Below are 20,439 nucleotides of genomic sequence, written 5' to 3' on the forward strand. Positions count from 1 at the left end.
ATCGGTACCGATCCTAGGTTTCGGCCACCGTCATCAGTCGTGGCGGCCGGCACCGAACGTGGAGGCAACGACGTGCCACAACCGAACACACATCGGACCGGACGGGCCAGGTACGGGGTCAGCATGCTGGCCGCCGTGGCGCTGACCGCGGCCGGCCTGACCAGCCTGCCCGCCAGCGCCACCGCCGCGCCGGCCGGCAGTGGGCCAACCGCCCGCTACCTCGTCCAGCTCGCCGAGGAGCCGCTGGCCACCTACACCGGCGGGGTTCCCGGGATCGCCGCGACCAAGCCGGCCGACGGGGCCAAGCTGAACCGCACGTCCGGGAACGCCAACGCGTACCGGGACCACCTGCGCCAGCAGCGCAAGTCGGTGCTGGACCACGTCGGTGTGCCAGCCGACCGCACCCGCGTCACCATGGAGACCGCGTTCAACGGCTTCGCCGCCGACCTGACCGGGCCGCAGGCCGCCCGGCTGCGCGCCACCAACGGTGTCCGAGCGGTGTACGAGAGCCAGAAGGTGCATGCCGCCACCTCACACACCCCCGACTACCTGGGCCTGACCGGCAAGGGCGGGGTGTGGAAGAAGGAGTTCGGTGGAGACTCCCACGCCGGTGAGGGCGTCATCATCGGGGTGATCGACAGCGGCTACTGGCCGGAGAGCGCGAGCTTCGCGCCGCTGCCCAGCCCGCGCCCCGACCAGGCCGTCATCGACGCCAAGTGGAAGGGCACCTGCGACGTCGGCGTCGAAGCGCCGGTCACCTGCAACAACAAGGTGATCGGGGCGCGCTGGTACAACGACAGCGGCATCGCCGAGGCGTTCCCGGACGACTACTCCTCGCCGCGCGACCGCAACGGCCACGGCACCCACACCGCCAGCACCGCGGCCGGCATCCACGGCGTGCGGGCCACGTCGGGCACCCAGGACCTGGGCATGATCTCCGGCATGGCGCCGGCCGCGCGGTTGGCGATCTACAAGGCCCTGTACGACAACGGGGCGGGCGGCGCGACCGGCACCGACATCGACATCGTCCACGCCATCGACGACGCGGTCGCGGACGGCGTCGATGTGATCAACTACTCGATCGGTGACGACACCGAGCGGTTCGGGGCGGTCGACGCGACGTTCTTCAACGCGGCCGCCGCCGGGGTGTTCGTCGCCGCCGCCGCCGGCAACTCCGGCCCGTTCGCCAACACCGTCGACAACTCGACGCCCTGGTTGACCACTGTGGCCGCGAGCACGACCGACCGGCAGAACACCCGGAAGCTCACCCTCGGCAACGGCACCACCATCGCCGGTGTGGGCATGGGCGAGACCGGTGTCGGGCCGGCCCGGCTGGTCTTCGCGAAGGACAGCGCGATCGACCCGGACGGCGCCTACGGTGCCGGCCTCTGCGCCGACGACACGTTGGATCCGGCCAAGGTCAAGGGCGCGATCGTGCTCTGCCTGCGCGGCGAGATCCCGCGTACCGACAAGAGCATCGAGGTGGCACGGGCCGGCGGCGTCGGCATGGTGCTGTACAACGACGAGCTGAACTCCCTGAACGCCGACGTGCAGGCCGTGCCGACCGTGCACATCAACGAGGTCGACCTGGCCACGGTCACCGCGTACGTCGCCAAGGGCAACGCCACGGCCACCATCTCGCCGAGCAAGCTGGAGACGGTCGAGGCGCCCGCGGTCGCCGCGTTCTCCTCGGCGGGCCCGTCGAACCTGAACGCCGGTGAGCTGCTCAAGCCGGACATCAGCGCGCCCGGTCAGGACATCGTCGCCGCGTTCTCCCCGTCCATCGGCGGCAACGACTTCGCACTGGAGTCGGGCACCTCGATGGCGGCGCCGCACATCGCCGGCATCGCCGCCCTGCTGCTGGCCAAGCACCCCGGCTGGTCGCCGGCGGCGGTCCGCTCGGCGCTGATGACCAGCGCGGTGGACAAGACCGACAAGGGCAACCCGATCAAGATCGGCACGTACGACGCGACTCCGCTGAACTACGGCGCCGGCCAGGTCGAGCCGGGCAGCGCCTTCGACCCGGGCCTGGTCTACGACTCCAACCAGCAGGACTGGATCCAGTACCTGTGCGGGGTTTCCGCCGACCGTGGCGGCGACTACGGGCTCGGTGACCTGGACGGCTGCGACACGATCGGCGCGATCGACACGGCACAGCTCAACTACCCGTCCATCTCGCTGGGCCGGATGGTGGGCAAGCAGAGGGTCACCCGTACGGTCACCAACGTCAGCGACAAGACCAGCACCTACTCGTCATCGGTGCAGGCCCCGCCGGGCTACAAGGTCACCGTCACCCCGAAGAAGCTGCAGATCCGTCCGGGCAGGAGCGCCCGCTTCACCGTTGAGGTCACCAACACCGGTGGTGCGTTCGACACCTGGGCCGACGGCTCGCTGACCTGGCGCGACCAGTTCAAGCACGCGGTACGCAGTCCGCTGGTCGTGCGCAACTCCGGGTTGGTCGCCCCCGACGCCATCACCGGCAAGGGCACCTTCGGCAGCGTCCGGATCGCCGCCGAGGTCGGCTACCAGGGTCAGTTGATCTCCCAGCTCTCCGGCCTCACCTCGGGCACCAGCAACGTTGTCACCCTCACGGGCGACGGGCCGAGCTGGGACTGGAGCACGTCGAACAACCTGCCGGTGCCGCTGCCCGCGTCGATCAGCAGGACCACCCTGCACGTGCCGGCCGGGACCCGCAGCCCACTCGTCCAGGTGACGTCGGAGCGGCCCACCTGCTCCCACATCGACTGGGACGACGAGGAGGGGGTGATGGAGTGCACCGAGTTCAGCCTCAACGTCTACGACAAGTCCGGAAAGTTCGTCACCGCAACGGCCAGCGGCCGGGACGGCGCCAAGGTGACCCTGCCGGACGGTGCCGGGGACTACGTCGTGGTCGTCGAGCAGGAGTTCACCGAGAACATCAAGGACGGCGCGAACGCGTACACCGTGACCAGCTACCTGCCGGGCGCGCCGGGTACCTCCACCGGCCGGTTCACCATCGACCCGAAGCAGCGCAGCGTGCGGCCGGGCGCGACGGCGAACCTGACCCTGCGCTGGTTCGGTCTCGCCCCGGGCCAGCACTACCTCGGGGTGCTGGAGTTCCGCAACGGTGACGGCTCGCTGAAGACCGTGCCGGTCACCATCCAGTCCTGACTGCACCCCCCACCCGGCGGATCGGCGTGTGACTCAGGTCACCGCCGGTCCGCCGGCCCACCGTCGCGCCGGGCAGAGGTGATCTGCTCGGCCCACGGTGATCGACGGCGGCGAGGACAAGACACGGGGCGGCGGGAGCCCAACTCCCGTCCGCCCCGAACGTCTGCGCGGGCCCGTCGAGTTCGTCGGCCGGGCGGCGGAGCTGGCCCAGTTACGCCGGCTCGTCGCAACTCCGCCCTGCCTCATCCTGCTGGAGGGTGAGCCCGGGATCGGCAAGAGCCGACTCGTCGCCGAACTGCTCGCCGACCTCCCCGGGCGGCACCTCATCGGCGAGTGCGACGACGTGCCCGAGCCCTTCCCGCTCGGCGTGCTGCTGGACGCGATCCGGGGCGGCGCCGACCGACTCGGTCCGCTCAACCCGGTGGCCGGTGCCCTCGCGCCACTGCTGCCCGAACTGGCCGACGTACTGCCGGACGCGCCGCCCCCGTTGGCCGACCCGGCCGCCGAGCGACATCGCCTGCTCCGCGCCGTCGCGGCGGTGCTCGCCGCGCTGAGCCCGGCCACGCTGCTGCTGGAGGATCTGCACTGGGCTGACCCGGCGACCTGCGAACTTCTCGCCTACCTGAGCACCCACCCGGTGGAGGGGCTGGCCGTGGTGCTGACCGCGCGTACGGCGACGCCGGGGAGCAGTACGCCGATCCACGACGCCCTGGCGCGGACTCCCCCGTGGAGCGTCACACGCGTTGCGCTCAGCCCGCTGGACGCCGACGACGTACGCCGGCTGGCGGCCCGCACCCTGCGCCTCGATGATCCTCCGCAGCAACTGACCGCCACTCTGCTCGACCGCACCGCCGGCATCCCCTTCGTGGTCGAGGAGGTGCTGCGGACGCTCGCCGAGCGGGGCGGCGACCCGTTGGCCGACGACAGTGTCCCGTTCGTCCTGCGTGATGTGCTGCTCTGGCGGCTGCGCCCGCTCGACGAGGCCACCCGGGAGGTACTCGGCGCAGCGGCCGTACTGGGGATGACACCTGATCAGCGCATCCTCGCCTCTGTGCTCAGCCTCGACCGGGTGACGATCGGCGCGGCGTTGACCGCCGCACACCGGGCGGGCCTGCTGCACGACGCCGGGGACGGCCTGCGGTTCCGGCACGACCTGGCCCGACAGGTGGTGTACGACCTGGTGCCCCGGGAGAACCGGGAGTGGCTGCACCTGCGGGTGGCACGGGTGTTGGAACAGGAACTGCCGAGGCCGGTGGCTCAACTGGCGCACCACTACCGTCGGGCCGGCAGCGGGGCCGACTTCGTCCGCAACGCCGAGGCGGCCGCCGACCTGGCCACCGAGCGCGGCGACGACGCGACCGCCGCCGGCTTCCTGCTCCAGACGATGGACATCGCCGAGCTGCCCCGGCCGGTACGGGTTCGGCTCGCCGCCAAGTTGGGCCGGTCGGCCATCGACGGACTCAGCCAGGCCGAGGCGATCCCGGTGCTGGAACGGCTGCTCGCCGACCGACGGTTGCCGCCGGGCGCCCGCGGTGAGCTGGGTCTGGTGCTCGGGCGGATGCTGCGCCAGCAGGGCGAGGCGCTGCGCGGGTACACCGAGATCGAGCGTGCCGTGCCGTACCTGCGTGCACCGCGCCGCAAGGCCCCGGCGCTCGCGGTGCTGGCGGCCCCCGACACCGTCGTCGGCCGGCACGTCGACGACCACCTGGCCCGCTGCGCGGAGGCGGAGACCGCCGCCGCGGCCAGCGGGGATCCGGCGGCGCACCTCGCGGTCCGCATCGCCCGAGCGTCGCTGCTGCTGGAGCTGGGTGACCCCGCGGCCTGGGCGATCATCTCCGAGCTGCGCGCGTCCGCCGAACTGGCCGACCGGCCCCGCGAGCACGCACGAGCCTGCCTGAACTGGGCGCAGGGCGCGCTGCACGCCGGTCACCCGGAGCAGGCCGAAGCGTTGCTGGCGGCCGGGCGGGCGCTGGTCGACGAGACCGGGTACGAGCGGCTGACGTCCCTGGTGGAGGCGACCGAACTGTCGCTGGACCGGGCCGCCGGCCGTCTGGACGGGCTCGCCGAGCGGCTCAGCCAGTTGATCGCCAGCAGCGAACGGATGCCGGTCACCCTGCTGGACGCGCGGGTCGAACTGGCGACCGTGCTGGCCCGTACCGCCGGCACCGCAAGCGACAGGCACGACCAGGTCGAATCGGCCGAGCGGGCGCTGCGGGAGGTGGTGGCCGACGCCCGGCGGGTCGGTGCGATCTGGCCGCTGGTGCAGGCGCTCTCGGCGCTGGCCCGGCTCACCCTGACCGGGCGTCCGGACGAGGCCGTCCGGCACGCGGCGGAGGCGCTGGCGCTGGTACGCGGGAAGGGCATCCTGGCGTGGGCCGCCGAGGCCGTGTTGGTGCTGGCCGAGGCGGCAGCCGCAGCCGGTGATCCGGGTCGGGCCGCGGGAGCGGTGGCCGAGTTGGAGGCCGGGATCGCGGGCCGGGACGCACCGCTGGCCCAGGCCGCCCTACGCCGATGCCGGGAACTCGTCCCGGCCTGAGCGGCCGAGCCGGCCTCAGTCGGCAGTGCGGGGGTGGCGGGCCGTCAGGTCGACGGCCCGCCACCGTGGATCAGAGGGTGGCCTGGTGCACCCGGTCGTCGACGCCACGTACCGCCAGCCAGGCGCTGCCGTTGGCACCGGCGGCGGCCCCGGGCGCACCCCGGAACGCGTCGGTCGCGAACTCACCGCGCCGGAACCAGCCGCCCCAGGCACCGTCGGCCAGGTTGCGCTGCCAGAGCCGGCTGTCGGCGGCCAGCGCGAACAGGTAGACCCGGCCGGAGGTGGCGAGCAGGGTCGGGCTGCCGCTGGTGGTGCCGCCCAGGTTCGTCCAGGCCGACCAGGTGGTGCCGGTCCGGCTGCTCCACCACACCTCGTCGGTGCGGCTGCGGACCGCCACGTGCAGCACGCCGGCATCGTCGACGACCGCGCTCGGCCGACCGTAGAACGGCCGGTTCTCGGGAGCCCCGACGCCGGTCCAGCCGGCGTTCGGCGTACGCGACCAGAGCTTGCCGTCGGCACCGCGGGCGACGAGGGTCCACTGCGTCGGGTTGGTCCAGGCCACCGTGGGCGCGTCGGTCAGCGTGCCACCGAGGCTGCGCCACGGTCCCCAGTTGCCGGCGACGTAACTGCGCTGCCAGGCCGCGTTGTCGGTGCCGCGGACGAAGACGTCGAGCCGCCCGTCGGCGGAGCCGTACGCCGCCGGCTGGCCGAGGATCCGGCCGCCGACCGGGCCGCCGAGCGAGGTCCAGTGCGTGCCCCACGTCGTACCGGTGCGGGTGTTGACCGCCAGCGCACCGGAAGCATCGCGGACGAAGGCGGTGGCGTGGGTGTCGTCCACCCGGACCAGCGCCGGGCTGGCGCTGGCGGTGCCACCGAGGTCAGCGCCGGCGACCTGGTCGGTGCCGTTCAGGCCGAGCACGGCCACTCCGTGCGCCGGCACCTCGACGGTGTACGAGCCGGTGAACGGCTGTACGCCCGGGCTGCCCGGTTCGGCGTCCACTGTGGAGTGGGACCACAGGTCACGAACCTTGACCGACCCGCCGAGGGCGACGTCGGCGAAGTTCACTGTGATCTGCTGGGCGGTGTCGTGCCGGTTGAGCAGTGCGACCGCCCGCTTTCCGGAGCCGGTGAGCACCTTGCTCCAGACCTGCGCGTCGGTGCCGGTGTCGGCGACCTTGACGCCCTGCCGGACCAGCGGGTCCTGGTCCACCGCGATGATCTCCGGGTTGGTCAGCGCCGAGATCATCTCCTTCGGCAGGCCACGCGGGTCGGAGCCGATCACCAGCGGCGCGGCCATGATGGCCCACATGCCGAGCTGCGTCTTGGACTCGTCCAGGCTCAACTCGTACCCGCCGTTGGGCAGCGGGCGCATCGGCAGCAGGTAGTCCGGGTCGTTGTAGTGCCCCGGCCCGGTGGCCGCCGGGTGGTACGCGTTGACGTCCATGTTGCGCAGCACCCACGGGTACGCCCACTGCGGGGACGGGTCGGTGAGCCCTACATCCGTGTAGGTCCGCCAGGAGTCGGCGACGGTGGGCGCGTACGTGTAGCTCCAGGTGGAGAGCTGCTCCGGGGTGTACGGGCCGCCGCCCCAGTCCGAGCTGACCGGGTTGCAGATGTTGAGCAGCATCGGTCGGGGCGACTGGCGTACCGCCTCGGCCAGCTCCCGGAAGGTGGTCTCCGGGTCGAGGCCGGCGGCCCGGCCGCACAGCCAGTCGGCCTTCAGCGCGTCGAAGCCCCAGCCGGCGAACTGGGCGATGTCCGCCCGGTAGTGGCCGTTGCTGCCGAGCCCACACTGCCCCGGCAGGTACGGGCCGGCGTCGGTGTAGATGCCGGCCTTCATCCCCTTGCTGTGGATGTACGCGGCCAGCGCGGCCATTCCGCCGGGGAAGCGGGCCGGGTCGGCGACGAGCTGACCGGCCTCGTTGCGCGGGGTGGGTGCGGCCCAGTTGCCGTCGATCCAGACGTAGGTGTAGCCGGCGTCCCGAAGGCCACTGTGGACCATGTAGTCGGTGACCGACCGTACTTCGGCCTCGGTGGGGTCGCCACCGAGGCCGAAGTAGGTGTTCCAGCCCTGGTAGGGCGTCGGGGCGAGCCCGCTGTTGAAGAAGGTCGGCGCGCCCTGGTCCTCGGCACCGGTGGCCGCCGGGGCGTGACCGGGGCGGCCCGGCCCGTGGCCGGCCTGTGGTGGGTCGGCGTGGGGTGGGCCGGCCATCGCCGGCATCGGGCCGGCCAGGCCCAGGCCGAGCACGGCCAGGGCAGCGGTCAGCGGTCGGTTCAGGCGCATGGAGGTACTCCTGTCCCTCGGGGGTGGGGGTGGTGGTGCTCCGATCTCAGCCGCGGGTCAGCACGATGAGGTCGGCGTCGTGGGTCGCGCTCCACTGCACGGGCAGGCCGAAAGCGGCGAGGTGGCTGCCGGAGTAGTGCCGATCGCCGTGCGAGTAACGGACAGTCGGGTCGAGGCCGCGCAGGGGCAACCGGACCGGGCGGGACGGAAGCAGCCCGGCGCCGTCGAGCCGGCCGGTGTGCCAGGCCAGGACGACCACCTGGTTCTCGTCCGGCGCGGTGTACTGCACCGCACAGCGGGCCTGGTCGGGGCCACCGATCAGGTGCACCTCGCCGTGCGTGACGACGTCCCGGATCTCCTTGTAGCGGGCGATCCAACCGGCCGCTTCGGCCCGCTCGGTGGGGGTCCACGCCCGGATGTCCGCACCGATGCCGAGCACACCGGCCATCGCCAGGACGAATCGGAACGCCAGCGATCGGGGGCGGGGGTCGAACAGACCGGGTGCGTCGGTGACCCAGGAGCTGAGCAGGTGTGGGGCGTTGGCGTGCAGGAAGCCGTACTGGATGGCCAGCCGGTCCAGCGGGCCGGTGTTGTCGCTGGGCCAGAAGACATCGGCCCGGGCGGCCATCGCCAGGTCGGTCCGCGCGCCCCCGCCGGCGCACGCCTCGATCAGCACACCGGGATGGTCCCGGCGCAACCGCTCGTAGATCCGGTGCAGGTTGGCGACGTGCGCGCCGTCCAGGTCGAGCGGGCCCACCCCGCCGGACCGACCCGGTTCGGTACGCGGCCGGTTGAAGTCCCACTTCAGGTAGTCGATGTCGTACCGGCGCAGCAGGCCGTCGACGGTGGAGTGGACGAACTCGGCGACCTCCGGCCGGCCCAGGTCGAGCAGGTACTGGTTGCGGACCGGGGTGAGCGGTCGGCCGTCGACGGAGTAGACCCAGTCCGGGTGCTCGGCGTACAGGGACGACTTCGGGTTGACGCACTCCGGCTCGACCCAGAGCCCGAAGTTCAGCCCGAGGGCGCGGACGTCGGCGATGAAGGTGTCGAACCCGGCCGGGAACTTCGCCGGGTCTGGCGTCCAGTCGCCCAGCCCGGCGGTGTCGTCGTCGCGGCCCACGAACCAGCCGTCGTCCACGACGAACGTCTCCACGCCCAGCTCGGCGGCGATCCGGGCGAGCGCGAGCTGACTCTGCGCCTCGACGGCGAAGTAGGTCGCCTCCCAGGAGTTGTAGAGCACCGGGCGAGGGCTGAGCCGGTCGGCGGCCAGCAACCGCTGGTGGGTGTGCCAGACCCGGGCCAGCCCGTCCAGGCCGTCCGGGCTGTACGCGCCGGTGGCCACCGGCAGGGCCAACCGCTCGCCTGCGGCCAGTTCCAGCGGGCCGTCTACCAGCTGACGGCCGACCCGGACCCGGGTCAGGCCGCCGGTGTCCCGCTCCGCGCTCATCTCCCACGAGCCGGTCCAGGCCAGCGCGATCCCCCAGGCCGGGCCGGCCGGCTCGGCGGTGTCGCGCACGGCCAGCCAGGGCACGTGCAGATGCCCGGGTACGCCCTGGGAACTGCCGATGCTGAACGCGCCGTGGCCCAGCTCGACGTGTGACAGCTGGAACTCCTGCTCCCACTGGCCCCACTGGTGGCTGAGCAGCGCGCCGTGCGGCGTCGGTACGCAGAACCCGCCCGACCCGGCCCGGATGACCCGCAGCGCGTCGGTGCCGTCGTTGGCCAGCTCGACCCACCGCTGCACCACGTCGGTGCCGGCGGGCACCCGGTAGTGCACTGTGGCGCGCAGCCCGGTGACCGGGTCGGCGAAGTCGACGGCCAGCTCCCGCTGGTCGCCGTCGATGCGCGCGTCGGTGTGCACGAAGCCCACCCGGCGCTGCCCGTTCGAGGTCTCGATCACCAGGTCGGCGCCGGTGAACGGGCGGTCGGCGTCGGTGGCGTACTCGATGGGGGCCGCGTCGCCGGCGGTGAGGAACGGGACCGGACCGTCGTAGGCGACCGGCGAGGGCCCGTCGGAGACGCCGTGCGGCCCCCACGCGACAAGTTCCAGCCAGCGACCGTGCGCGGGCACCGCCACGGTGTACTCGGTGTGCGTGCCCCGCAGCGTCCAGCACTGCCCGGTCTCGGCGGTCACTTCACCGCTCCGAGCGCCAGGCCGGAGACGAAGTGCCGCTGGAAGCGGAGGAACACCGCGACGGTGGGCACGGCCGCGATGACCGTACCGGCGGCGATGACGTTCCAGGACGAGACGAACTGGCCCTGGAGGGCGAGCAGCGCCGGGGTGACCGGCATGTTGTCATCGGTACGCAGCACGGTGATCGCCCAGAGCAGGTCGTTGAAGATCCAGGTGAAGGAGAGCGCCCCGAGAGCGGCCAGCGCGGGTCGGGTCAGCGGCAGCATCACCCGGGTGAAGATCTGCGCCGTGCCGGCACCGTCGATGGTGGCCGCCTCCTGGATCTCGCCCGGCAGGTCCCGCATGAAGCCGTGCAGGACGAACGTGTAGAAGCCGAGCCCGAAGCCGACCTGCACCGCGATCAACGCCCAGAGCGTGTCGTACAGGCCGGTCAGCTCGCTGAACTTGGCCACCGGGATGAGCAGGATCTGCGGTGGGAGCAGGTTGCCGGCGAGCATCAGCAGCAGGATCGTGCGCCGCCCGGGGATCCGGAAGCGACTCAGGGCGAACGCGGCCATCGCGGCCAACCCCAGGCTCAGCGCCACCGACGGGACGGTGACCAGCATGCTGTTGATCAGCGCCCGCAGCTCGCCGCCGTCGGTCCACGCCTGCCGGTAGGTGTCCAGTGTGAACGACTGGGGCAGGCTGCCCACGCCGTGCGCGGCGATGTCGTCGAACGACCGGGTGGACATCACCACCACCCAGAGCACCGGGCCCAGCCAGAGGAGCGAGAGCAGGACCATGCCGGTGTGGAAGGCCCCGGTACGGAGCTTGTTCATGACGCTTCCTCCCGGAACGCGCGAACCAGGTAGCCGAGGATGACGGCCAGCGCGAGCGCGAAGATCACGACAGCGATCGCCGAGGCGTAGCCCAGCCGCAGGCTCTGGAACGCGGTCGAGTACATGTAGGTGCTGAGCAGCTCCGACGAGTGGTACGGCCCGCCCTTGGTCAGCGACCAGACGATGTCGAACGAGCGCAGCGAGTCGATCACGATGACCGACAGCACCACGGCGTTGACCCCCTTGAGCTGGGGAATCGTGACGTGTCGTAGCCGCTGCCAGGCGTTGGCGCCGTCCATCCGGGCCGCCTCGTGCAGCGCCGGGTCGATCGCCTTCAACCCGGCCAGGAACAGCACCATCACGTACCCGATCTGCCGCCACAGCGCGGGCAGGATCACCGCGTACAGGGCGGTCTGCGGGTCGGCGAGCCAGGGCCGGATCAGCTGCTCCAGGCCGACCGCCCGCAGCAGCGTGTCGGCAATGCCGTCGGGCTGGTAGAAGACCCGCCAGACCAGCGCGGTCACCACCAGCGAGAACACCACCGGGGTGAACAGCGCGGCCCGGTAGAAGCCGACGAAGCGCCGCTCCTTCTGCAGGACGAGCGCCATGCCGAAGCCACCCAGCACGGAGAGGCCGCCGAAGAGCACCAGCCAGATCACCGTGTTGACCAGCGCACCCCGGAAGGTGGCGTCGCCGGCCAGCTCGACGTAGTTGTCGGTGCCGACGAAGGTCGGCGGTGTCATCCCGTCCCAGCGGGTGAGGGAGAACCAGAAGCCCTGGATCGCCGGCCAGAAGACCCAGACGCTCTCGACCGCGAACGGCACGAGGACGAACGCCACCAGCAGCGGCGACAGTCGAGCCGACCGTCGCCGCCGCCGGGTGGGGGTGACCGAAGTCGTGGAGATCGTTGCTGTCACGTCAGCCCTTGAAGACCTTCTCGGCGCCGGCCTGCCACTCCCGCAGGATCGCGTCGATCTGGTCCGGCTTGTCGATGAACTTGGTCAGCGCGGTGTCCGCGGTCGGCTGAAGCGCGTCGCTGGAGTCGCGGTTGAAGAACTGGGTCAGCTCCTTGGCCTCGTTCAGCATCGCCTTGCCCTTGACCACCAGCGGCGAGTCGGACGCCTTGGCCCTGGGGTTGGCCGGCAGCACGATGCCGGAGCTGGCCTTGACGTACGCCTCCTGGGCCTCGACCCCGGCCAGGTAGCTGAGCAGGGCCTTGGTGCCGGTCGGGTTGGCGGTCTTCGCGCTGGCGAAGAAGCCGTCGGTCGGCGCCTCCTCGGCCAGCGGCACCGCCGGGTCGATGATCGGGAACCGGAAGAAGTCCAGGTCGCCGAGCGCGTCCTTGGGTGCGGCGTCGGCGAAGAAGGTGCCGATCAGGAACATGCCGGTCTTGCCGGCCAGCAGCGCGGTGGTCGCCTCCTGGAACGGGTACGCCTTGCCCTTGGGGTCGAAGTAGGGCAGGGCCTCGCGCCAGCGGGTGAAGACCGCCTTGACCTTCGGGTCGTCGAAGCGCTGCTTGCCGGCGAGCAACTCGCGGTGGAACGGCGCGCCGTTGATCCGGATGTTCAGGTAGTCGAACCAGGCCGAGGCCACCCACGGGGTGTCGCCGAGGCCGATGCCGATCGGCGGGACGCCCTTGCTCTTGAGCGTCTCGCAGAGCGCCAGGAACTCGGTCCAGGTCTTCGGCTCCTGCACGCCCCACTTCGCGAAGTTGGACTTGCGGTAGAAGAAGCCCCACCAGTAGTTGTTCATCGGCACGAAGATCTGCTTGCCGCTGCCGTCGGTGGAGAGGGTGCGCAGCGACTGGGGGTAGTCGTCCAGTGACTTCCACACCTCGGAGACGTCCAGCAGCAGGTTCTTGCTGGCGTAGTCGTTGGCGACCGAGCCCGCGTACCAGGTGTAGAGGTCCGGCGGGTTGGCCGAGGTCAGGTACGTCGGCAGCTGGGTCCGGAAGGTCTCCGAGGCGATCGTGTTGAGGCTCGCCGTGCCCTTGCCCTGCGCGTTGAAGGTCTCGATCAGCTTCTCCATCGCCGCCTTGGCCTGCGGCGAGGAGAGGTTGGACTGGATGGTGACCGCGCCCGAGCCGTTGCTCGTGGTCGGCCCGCTGGCGGAGCTGGCGCACGCGCTGAGGAACGAGCTGGCGCCGAGCGCGCCCAGTCCGGCGAGCCCAAGGTGGCCAAGGAATCGCCGGCGACCGGGGTCGAAGTCGCTCACGGAGGTATCCCTTCCTTTACGACACTCAGCGTCACCACGCGATGTGTCGTCCATGTGAATGCTGTGACGAGAAGGTTGCATCGGCCGTCGCCGGCTGTCAAGATATCTTCGTAATTAATGATTAGACGAGACCAAGGCGAGGATCAGGTGGATCAGCCTATGCGTCGGCTTGAGGGCAAGAACGCGCTGGTCACCGGTGCGATGGGTGGGATCGGCACGGCCATCGCCCGGCGACTCGCCTCCGAGGGGGCATCGGTCGCGCTGCTCGACGTGGCCGACCCGGCCCCACTGGCCGAGGAACTGACCGCGCGGGGCGACCGCGCACTGTCCGTAGTGGGCGATGTCAGCGACGAGGCCGACTGGACGGCCGCCGTGAGCGCCGTACGGGACCGCCTCGGCCCGGTCGACATCCTCGTCAGCACCGCGTACGCCGTGCGGGTCGCCCCGGCGCACGAGACCAGCCGGCAGTCCTGGGACCACCAGCTCGGCGTCAGCCTCACCGGCTCGTTCCTCGGCGTCCGCGCCTGCCTGGACGACCTGCGGGCACGCTCGGGCGCGGTGGTGCTGATCTCCTCGGTGCACGCGCTGGTCGGGTTGCCCGGCCGGCCCGCGTACGCCGCGGCCAAGGGCGGCCTGGTCGCGCTCGGCCGCCAACTCGCCGTCGAGTACGGCCCGCAGGTGCGGGTCAACACCGTGCTGCCCGGGCCGATCCTCACCGCCGCCTGGGCAGACGTGTCCGAAGAGGACCGCCGTCGCAGCATCGCGGAGACCGTCGCGAAGCGCTTCGGCACACCGGACGAGGTGGCCGCCACGGTCGCCTTCCTCGCCTCGCCGGACGCCGCCTACGTCACCGGCGCGAGCCTCGTGGTGGACGGTGGCTGGACAGCGGTGAAAGCCTCGGCCTGAGAGATCGATACCGACCAGCGAAAAGGCCAGGAGCATTGGCACAGTACGCACGCCGCGGCGTCCACGGGCAGACCGTCGAAGCGATCGCCCGTCGCATCCTCACCGGCGAGATCGCCGCCGGCGCGACCCTGAACATCGTCGCGTTGCAGGAGGAGTTCGACGTCAGCCTCACGGCGCTCCGCGAGGCGCTGAAGGTCCTCTCGGCCAAGGGCATCGTCGACGCCCGACAGAAGCGCGGCACCTTCGTCCGACCCCGTGCGGACTGGAACCTGCTCGACGGTGACGTGATCCGCTGGCAGTTCGCCGAGGGCACCGACCAGCGGTTGCTCGACCAACTGCACGAGGTGCGCGCCATCATCGAACCGGCCGCCGCACGGCTGGCCGCCACCCGCGCCACCGAGGACGACCTGACCGCCCTCGACCAGGCGCTGGCCGAAATGGCCCAGGCCAACGGCGATCCCGCCGCCGCCATCGCCGCCGACCTCGCCTTCCACCGAGCGCTGCTCACCGCCACCCACAACGAACTGCTGGAGCGGATGGAGGTGGTGATGGAGACCGGGCTCGCCGAACGGGACCGGCTGGTGCACGGTGGCAGCCCGCACGACGACCCGGTGCCCAGCCACCGCGCGGTGGTCGACGCACTGCGCGACCGGGACGAGACGGCGGCCGAGACCGCGATGCGTCAGTTGCTGGACAAGGCCGTCCGCGACGTCGAGAAGGCACGGGGACGAAGGGGCAGTCAGTGAAGATCGAGCGGATCGAGACCTTCCTGGTCGCGCCACGGTGGTTGTTCTGCCGGGTGGAGACCGACGACGGGTTGGTCGGGTGGGGTGAGCCGGTGGTCGAGGGCCGCGCCGAGGTGGTGCGCAGCGCGGTCGAGGTGCTCTCCGAACATCTGATCGGTGCGGACCCCCTGCGCATCGAGCAGCACTGGCAGGTGCTCACCAAGGGCGGCTTCTACCGGGGCGGCCCGATCCTCTCCAGCGCGGTCGCCGGTCTCGACCAGGCGCTCTGGGACATCGCCGGGCAGGCGTACGGCGCACCGGTGCACGCGCTGCTCGGCGGACACGTACGCGACCGGGTGCGGATCTACTCGTGGATCGGCGGTGACGAACCCGGCGAGGTGGCCGACGCCGCCGCCGCGCAGGTCGCCGCCGGCCTCACCGGGGTCAAGATGAACGCCTGCGGGCGGCTCTCGCCGATCCCCACCTCGGCCGAAGTGGACGCGGTCATCGGCCGGGTGGCCGCCGCCCGCGAGGTGCTCGGCCCCGACCGGGACATCGCCGTGGACTTCCACGGTCGCGCCGGAATGGCCGCCGTTCGCCGGATCCTGCCCGAGCTGGCCGCCCTGCGCCCGTTCTTCGTGGAGGAGCCGGTCCTGCCCGATCAGGCTCACCACCTGCGCGACATCGTCGCCAGCACGTCGATCCCGGTGGCCACCGGCGAACGGCTCTACGGTCGGTCCGAGTTCCTCGGCCCGTTGCAGGCCGGGGTCGCCGTGGTCCAACCGGACCTGTCGCACGCCGGTGGGATCTCCGAGGTCCGCCGGATCGCCGCGCTGGCCGAGACGTACGGCGCGCTGCTCGCCCCCCACTGCCCGCTCGGCCCGATCTCCCTGGCGGCCAGCCTCCAGGTGGCCTTCGCGACGCCGAACTTCCTGATCCAGGAGCAGAGCATCGGCATCCACTACAACGCCGGCTCGGAGTTGCTGGACTACCTGGTCGACCCGGAGCCGTTCCGATTCGTGGACGGGCACATCGCCCGCCTCGACCGGCCCGGCCTGGGCATCACTGTCGACGAGGTGGCGGTCCGCAAGGCCGCCCAGACCCCACACGCCTGGCGCAACCCGGTCTGGCAGCACGCCGACGGGTCCTTCGCCGAGTGGTGACCGGCGCGCGACCGGTGGCCCTGCGGGTGGCGTACGACGCGGCGCACGGCGGTCGGTGGACGAGTCTGCGCGGTGGCGGCCGGGAGTGGCTCTGGCGTGGCCCTGCACCCGGCCGGCACGAGGTACGCCCCGACGACGCGTTCGTCGACGCCGGTGGGCTGGAGGAGTGCCTGCCCACCGTGCGCGGCGAGCCCGACCACGGCGAGGTGTGGTCGCGGCCGTGGCACAGCGCCGGCCCGGGCACGCTGGTGATCCAGCGGCGGACGTTCACCCTGAGCCGTCGGATCACCGACGAAGGCGGCGTGGTGGTGGCCGACTACCGGTTGGCAGCCGACCCCGGGTACCGGTTCGTCTGGGCCGCGCACGCCCTGCTCGACCTCTCCCCCGCCGCCCGCCTCGACGCGCCCGCCGGCACCCCGACCCGGCTGCACCCGGAAGCCGCAGCGCTCCTGCCGCCGGGCAGCTGGCCCATCGGCGACCCGTGGTTGACCGGGTCGTGGCCGGCCCCGGCCGGGCTGACCCTGGACATGTTCGGGCCGGACGACGGGACCGCGCTCGGCGCGGTGCTGCTCGACTGCGCCCGGGTCCAGGTGATCGACGGAGCCGACCGGCTGACTCTGGAGCTGGAGTGCGCCGGCCAGCCCCGCAGCACCGCGCTCTGGCGCAACCTGGGCGGCTGGCCGGCGGACGGCCCCTACCGCAGCATCGCGATCGAACCGATGCTCGGCGCGGCCTTCGACCTGGCCGACGCCGGCCCCTCCGACGCGGCGGTCGTCCCGCCCACCGGCGAGGTCACCTGGCGACTCACCATCTCCGCCCACCGCAACCACTGAGGACACCGTGATGAACCTGCTCGACGAGCTGCGTACCCACCGGCTGTTGGCCATCGTGCGCGGTCCGGACCCGGCCGCCGCCCTGACCGCCGTACTCACAGTGGCCGAGAGTGGCGTCGCCCTGGTCGAGGTCTCGATGACCAGCGCCGACGCGCTCGGCGTCATCCGCCGCGCCCGGGCTGCCCTCGGACCCGACTTCGCCCTGGGCGCCGGCACCGTGCTCAGCGTCGAGGACGCCCGCGCGGCGGCCGACGCGGGCGCCGGTTTCCTGGTCACCCCGGCCATCGCGGCGAGCCTCGCCGAGGGCGGCCGGCTCGGGCTGCCGGTGCTCGCCGGCGCCCTCACCCCCACCGAGGTGGTGCGGGCCAACGACGGCGGGGCCACCGCGATCAAGCTCTTCCCGGCCTCGCTCGGCGGGCCCGACTACCTCGGCGCGCTGCGCGACCCGTTCCCCGGTACCGCGTTCGTGCCGGTCGGTGGTGTCGACGCGGACGGTGCTCGGCGCTACCTCGACCGGGGCGCGACAGCGGTCGGCGTCGGTTCCCCTCTGCTCGGCGACGCCGTCCGTGGCGGCGACACGGCGGCGCTGCGCGAGCGCGCCGCCGCCTTCCTCGCGGCGGTCCGGCCATGACCGACCTGCTCACGCTCGGTGAGACGATGGCGGCGTTCCGCACCACCGGCCCACTGCGACTGGGCGGTACCGCAGGTATCTCCGTCGCCGGGTCCGAGTCGAACGTGGCGATCGGCATGGCCCGGCTCGGCCACCGTGCGGCCTGGGTCGGTGTCACCGGCGCCGACGAGCCCGGCGAGCTGGTCCGTCGTACGCTGCGCGCCGAGGGTGTCGACCTGACCTGGTCCCGGGTCGACGCGACCGCCCCGACCGGGCTGATCGTCTTCGAGAACCGGGTCGCGGACATCAACCGGGTCACCTACCACCGCGCCGGCTCGGCCGGCTCCCGGCTGGGCCCGGCCGACGTGACAGGAGCCTTCGACGCGCCCGGGCCGCCACCCCGGCTGCTGCACGTCACCGGCATCACCTGCGCGCTCGGCGTCGGGCCGTACCAGGCGGTGGTGGAGGGCGTGCGGCGCGCCCGCGTCGCCGGCAGCACGATCTGCCTGGACGTCAACCACCGCAACCGGCTCTGGTCGGTCGCCGAGGCCGCCGCCGCGCTGCGCCCGCTGCTGCCCTCGATCGACCTGGTGATCGCCTCCGACGACGAGTTGGCGGTGCTCACCGATGCGACCGACCCGGCCTCGGCGCTACTCTCGGCCGGCGTCACCGAGGTCGTGGTCAAGCACGGTGCCGATGGAGCGACCAGCCACAGCGCGACCGGCACCATCCACCGTCCAGCCCGGACGGTGCCGGTGGTGGACACCGTCGGCGCGGGCGACGCCTTCGTCGCCGGGCTGCTCTCCGGCTGGCTCGACGGCGTCGACGCGTCGGCCCGACTGGACCGGGCCGTCACCACCGGCGCGTTCGCGGTCGCTACCCGGGGCGACTGGGAGGGCCTGCCCGACCGGGCCGAGCTGGCGCTGCTCGACCACGGCCCCGGCGGTACGGTCCGCTGACGACCCTTTGGAGGAGCACCATGGAGCTGACCGAGCCGACCGTCTGGAGCACCGACCGGCTGGAGTTGGGTGAGGGCCTGCGCTGGGTCGACGACCGGCTGGTCCTCGTCGACCTGCTGGCCGGGCGGCTGTTGGAGACCGACGGCGACGCCCCGACCCCGCTGCGGGAGCTACGCCGCCTCGACGTGCCGCTCGGCGCGGTGGCCCCGGTGGCCGACCGACCCGGCGAATGGCTGGCCGCCGCCGGGACCGGCGTCACGGTGCTGCCCGCCACCGGCGACCCTCGCCCGGTCGCCGAGCTGGTCGCCGACGCGCCCGAGCCGACCCGGATGAACGACGCGGTCGCCGACCCGCACGGCCGCTTCTGGGCCGGCAGCATGACGTACGCGATGGTGCCCGGCGGAGGCACGCTGTTCCGCCTCACCCCGGGCGCCGAGCCGGTCCCCGCGGTGACCGGGCTGACCATCCCGAACGGGCCGGCGTTCGACGCGACCGGCACCACCATGTACCTGGCCGACACCCCGCGCGGCGAGATCGACCGGTTCACCGTCGACCCCGCCACCGGTGACCTGCGCGGGCGGGAGCCGTTCCTGCGGTTGTCCCCCTCCGACGGCGGCCCCGACGGCATGACGCTCGACGCGGCCGGCCACCTCTGGATCGCGTTGTGGGGCGGCTCGGCGGTACGCCGCTACCGGCCCGACGGCACCCTCGACCGGGAGATTCGGCTGCCGGCCAAGCAGCCGGCCGGCATCTGCCTGGGCGGCCCCGACCTACGGCGACTCTTCATCGGCACCGCCCGGGTGGGGCTGGACTCGGCGGGCCCGCAGGACGGCGCGCTGCTCGCGGTGGACGTCCCGGTGCCCGGCCTGCCCGCCGCGCGGGCCGGCGCGCCAGCGAGCTGATCGGAGGCATATCGGACGCCCGGGCGGGAACAACCGCACCGAAGCGCCGTAACAGCCGACCGGTAGGGAGCGAGCCGATGAGCACCGTGGGGCGGACGTCATGAACGGGCCGGTCGGCGACGAGCCGATGGGCGAGCTGGAGCTCGTGCACACCTTCACCGGCCCGATGCCGACCGGGGTGAGCGTCTCGCATCGGGGCCGGATCTTCGTCAACTTCCCGAAGTGGGGCGACGAGGTACCGGCCACCGTCGTCGAGCTGCGCGACGGCCGGGAGATGCCCTACCCCGACCAGGCCTGGAACGACCCGTCCGGCGCCGACGACGCGGGCGCGTTCGTCTCGGTACAGAGCATCGTGGTGGACCCGGCCGACCGGCTCTGGGTGCTGGACACCGGCAGCCCGATGTTCCAGCCCACCAAGCCGGGCGGCCCCAAGCTGGTCCGGATCGACCTGGACACCGACACCGTCGCCCAGGTGATCACCTTCCCGGCGGACGTGGCGCTGCCGACGACGTACCTCAACGACGTCCGCTTCGACCTGCGGCGGGGCGAGGCGGGGGTCGCGTACATCACCGACTCGGCGGACTCCGGGCCGAACGGGATCATCGTGGTGGACCTGGCCAGCGGGGCCTCCTGGCGGCGGCTGCACGACCACCCGTCCACCAAGGCGGAGCCCCTGACGTCGTTCCGGCCGGTGGTCGAGGGCCGACCGTTCCTCGAAAGGCCGGCCGACGGCCCGCCGAAACCGGTGAGCATGGGCTCCGACGGCATCGCCATCTCCGCCGACGGCGATCGGCTCTACTACTGCCCGCTGGCGTCCCGGCGCCTGCACAGCGTGTCCACCGAGGCGCTGGCCGACCCGGGCGTCACCCAGGAGGCGGTCGCCGCCTCGGTGGTCGACGAGGGCGACCGGGGCACCGCCTCGGACGGGTTGGAGAGCGACGACGCCGGACGGCTCTACCTCACCTCGTACGAGCACAACGCGGTGCTGCGTCGACTGCCCGACGGCGAGTACGAGACGCTGGTGCACGACCCGCGACTGCTCTGGCCGGACACCATGTCGGTGGCCACCGACGGGTACCTCTACGTCACCGCCAACCAACTGCACCGGCAGCCGCAGTACCAGCGGGGCAAGGACCTGCGGCGCAAGCCGTACGCGCTGTTCCGCACCCGCATCGACGCCGGTCCGGTGCTGCTGCGCCGCTGAT

General features: G+C 72.4%; 15 protein-coding genes. 10 read left to right on the forward strand and 5 right to left on the reverse strand.

The genetic code is table 11. The annotated features are described in order from the left end of the window. Nucleotides 1-123: 123 nt before the first annotated feature. Both ACFYP0_RS09360 and ACFYP0_RS09365 read left to right on the forward strand, forming a co-directional pair. Nucleotides 124-3,150: a S8 family serine peptidase gene (locus ACFYP0_RS09360; RefSeq protein WP_386995244.1), complete on the forward strand. Its 3,027-nt coding sequence runs from the start codon at nucleotides 124-126 to the stop codon at nucleotides 3,148-3,150. Nucleotides 3,151-3,247: 97 nt separating this feature from the next. After that, nucleotides 3,248-5,686 carry an ATP-binding protein gene (locus ACFYP0_RS09365; protein WP_386995246.1) on the forward strand — a complete coding sequence of 813 codons (2,439 nt, stop codon included), beginning with the start codon at nucleotides 3,248-3,250 and terminating at the stop codon, nucleotides 5,684-5,686. 70 nt (nucleotides 5,687-5,756) lie between these two features. On the opposite strand, the gene ACFYP0_RS09370 is transcribed toward ACFYP0_RS09365, so the two are convergent. Genes ACFYP0_RS09370 through ACFYP0_RS09390 form a run of 5 tightly spaced genes read right to left on the reverse strand, consistent with a single transcriptional unit; the run spans nucleotide 5,757 to nucleotide 13,136 of the window. Further along, entirely contained in the window at nucleotides 5,757-7,970 is a 2,214-nt protein-coding gene (locus ACFYP0_RS09370; protein ID WP_386995248.1) for a glycoside hydrolase family 27 protein, read from the reverse strand. 46 nt (nucleotides 7,971-8,016) lie between these two features. Beyond that, nucleotides 8,017-10,104, reverse strand: a complete 2,088-nt coding sequence (locus tag ACFYP0_RS09375; RefSeq protein ID WP_386995250.1) for an alpha-galactosidase — start codon at nucleotides 10,102-10,104, stop codon at nucleotides 8,017-8,019. Next, nucleotides 10,101-10,922, reverse strand: a complete 822-nt coding sequence (locus tag ACFYP0_RS09380; protein WP_124859250.1) for a carbohydrate ABC transporter permease — start codon at nucleotides 10,920-10,922, stop codon at nucleotides 10,101-10,103. The genes ACFYP0_RS09375 and ACFYP0_RS09380 overlap by 4 nt, the downstream gene beginning before the upstream one ends. Then, nucleotides 10,919-11,839, reverse strand: coding sequence for a carbohydrate ABC transporter permease (locus tag ACFYP0_RS09385; protein ID WP_356977505.1), 921 nt, complete (start codon nucleotides 11,837-11,839; stop codon nucleotides 10,919-10,921). Before ACFYP0_RS09385 ends, ACFYP0_RS09380 begins: the two co-directional genes overlap by 4 nt. A gap of 1 nt (nucleotide 11,840) precedes the next feature. Beyond that, nucleotides 11,841-13,136, reverse strand: coding sequence for an ABC transporter substrate-binding protein (locus ACFYP0_RS09390; protein WP_356977507.1), 1,296 nt, complete (start codon nucleotides 13,134-13,136; stop codon nucleotides 11,841-11,843). Between the two features lie 159 nt (nucleotides 13,137-13,295). Here ACFYP0_RS09390 and ACFYP0_RS09395 point away from each other — a divergent pair, with 159 nt between their 5' ends. From ACFYP0_RS09395 to ACFYP0_RS09430, 8 genes are all read left to right on the forward strand, one after another. Beyond that, a complete protein-coding gene (locus tag ACFYP0_RS09395) occupies nucleotides 13,296-14,042 on the forward strand; it encodes an SDR family NAD(P)-dependent oxidoreductase (protein ID WP_356977509.1) in 747 nt (248 codons plus the stop codon). Nucleotides 14,043-14,077: 35 nt separating this feature from the next. After that, nucleotides 14,078-14,788, forward strand: a complete 711-nt coding sequence (locus tag ACFYP0_RS09400) for a FadR/GntR family transcriptional regulator (RefSeq protein WP_124859242.1) — start codon at nucleotides 14,078-14,080, stop codon at nucleotides 14,786-14,788. Then, nucleotides 14,785-15,930 (forward strand): galactonate dehydratase, encoded by a 1,146-nt coding sequence (gene dgoD / locus ACFYP0_RS09405; protein ID WP_356977511.1) that lies wholly within the window; start codon nucleotides 14,785-14,787, stop codon nucleotides 15,928-15,930. The genes ACFYP0_RS09400 and dgoD overlap by 4 nt, the downstream gene beginning before the upstream one ends. Next, nucleotides 15,927-16,763, forward strand: a complete 837-nt coding sequence (locus tag ACFYP0_RS09410; RefSeq protein ID WP_386995256.1) for a hypothetical protein — start codon at nucleotides 15,927-15,929, stop codon at nucleotides 16,761-16,763. The genes dgoD and ACFYP0_RS09410 overlap by 4 nt, the downstream gene beginning before the upstream one ends. A gap of 10 nt (nucleotides 16,764-16,773) precedes the next feature. Further along, on the forward strand, nucleotides 16,774-17,394 hold the full coding sequence (locus ACFYP0_RS09415) for a bifunctional 4-hydroxy-2-oxoglutarate aldolase/2-dehydro-3-deoxy-phosphogluconate aldolase (protein WP_386995259.1): 621 nt from the start codon (nucleotides 16,774-16,776) through the stop codon (nucleotides 17,392-17,394). Further along, a complete protein-coding gene (locus ACFYP0_RS09420) occupies nucleotides 17,391-18,332 on the forward strand; it encodes a sugar kinase (protein ID WP_386995261.1) in 942 nt (313 codons plus the stop codon). Before ACFYP0_RS09415 ends, ACFYP0_RS09420 begins: the two co-directional genes overlap by 4 nt. Before the next feature lie 20 nt (nucleotides 18,333-18,352). After that, nucleotides 18,353-19,234, forward strand: coding sequence for an SMP-30/gluconolactonase/LRE family protein (locus ACFYP0_RS09425; protein WP_386995263.1), 882 nt, complete (start codon nucleotides 18,353-18,355; stop codon nucleotides 19,232-19,234). Between the two features lie 100 nt (nucleotides 19,235-19,334). After that, a complete protein-coding gene (locus tag ACFYP0_RS09430; protein ID WP_386995265.1) occupies nucleotides 19,335-20,438 on the forward strand; it encodes an L-dopachrome tautomerase-related protein in 1,104 nt (367 codons plus the stop codon). Nucleotide 20,439: the final 1 nt, after the last annotated feature.

This window comes from Micromonospora arida (assembly GCF_042873195.1).
GTDB lineage: Bacteria > Actinomycetota > Actinomycetes > Mycobacteriales > Micromonosporaceae > Micromonospora > Micromonospora arida.

Coding starts and splice junctions, on each gene's coding strand:
- ACFYP0_RS09360 (WP_386995244.1), top strand. CDS start 124: ATGCTGGCCGCCGTGGCGCTGACCGCGGCCGGCCTGACCAGCCTGCCC.
- ACFYP0_RS09370 (WP_386995248.1), bottom strand. CDS start 7,970: ATGCGCCTGAACCGACCGCTGACCGCTGCCCTGGCCGTGCTCGGCCTG.
- ACFYP0_RS09380 (WP_124859250.1), bottom strand. CDS start 10,922: ATGAACAAGCTCCGTACCGGGGCCTTCCACACCGGCATGGTCCTGCTC.
- ACFYP0_RS09395 (WP_356977509.1), top strand. CDS start 13,296: ATGCGTCGGCTTGAGGGCAAGAACGCGCTGGTCACCGGTGCGATGGGT.
- ACFYP0_RS09415 (WP_386995259.1), top strand. CDS start 16,774: ATGAACCTGCTCGACGAGCTGCGTACCCACCGGCTGTTGGCCATCGTG.
- ACFYP0_RS09420 (WP_386995261.1), top strand. CDS start 17,391: ATGACCGACCTGCTCACGCTCGGTGAGACGATGGCGGCGTTCCGCACC.
- ACFYP0_RS09425 (WP_386995263.1), top strand. CDS start 18,353: ATGGAGCTGACCGAGCCGACCGTCTGGAGCACCGACCGGCTGGAGTTG.
- ACFYP0_RS09430 (WP_386995265.1), top strand. CDS start 19,335: ATGAACGGGCCGGTCGGCGACGAGCCGATGGGCGAGCTGGAGCTCGTG.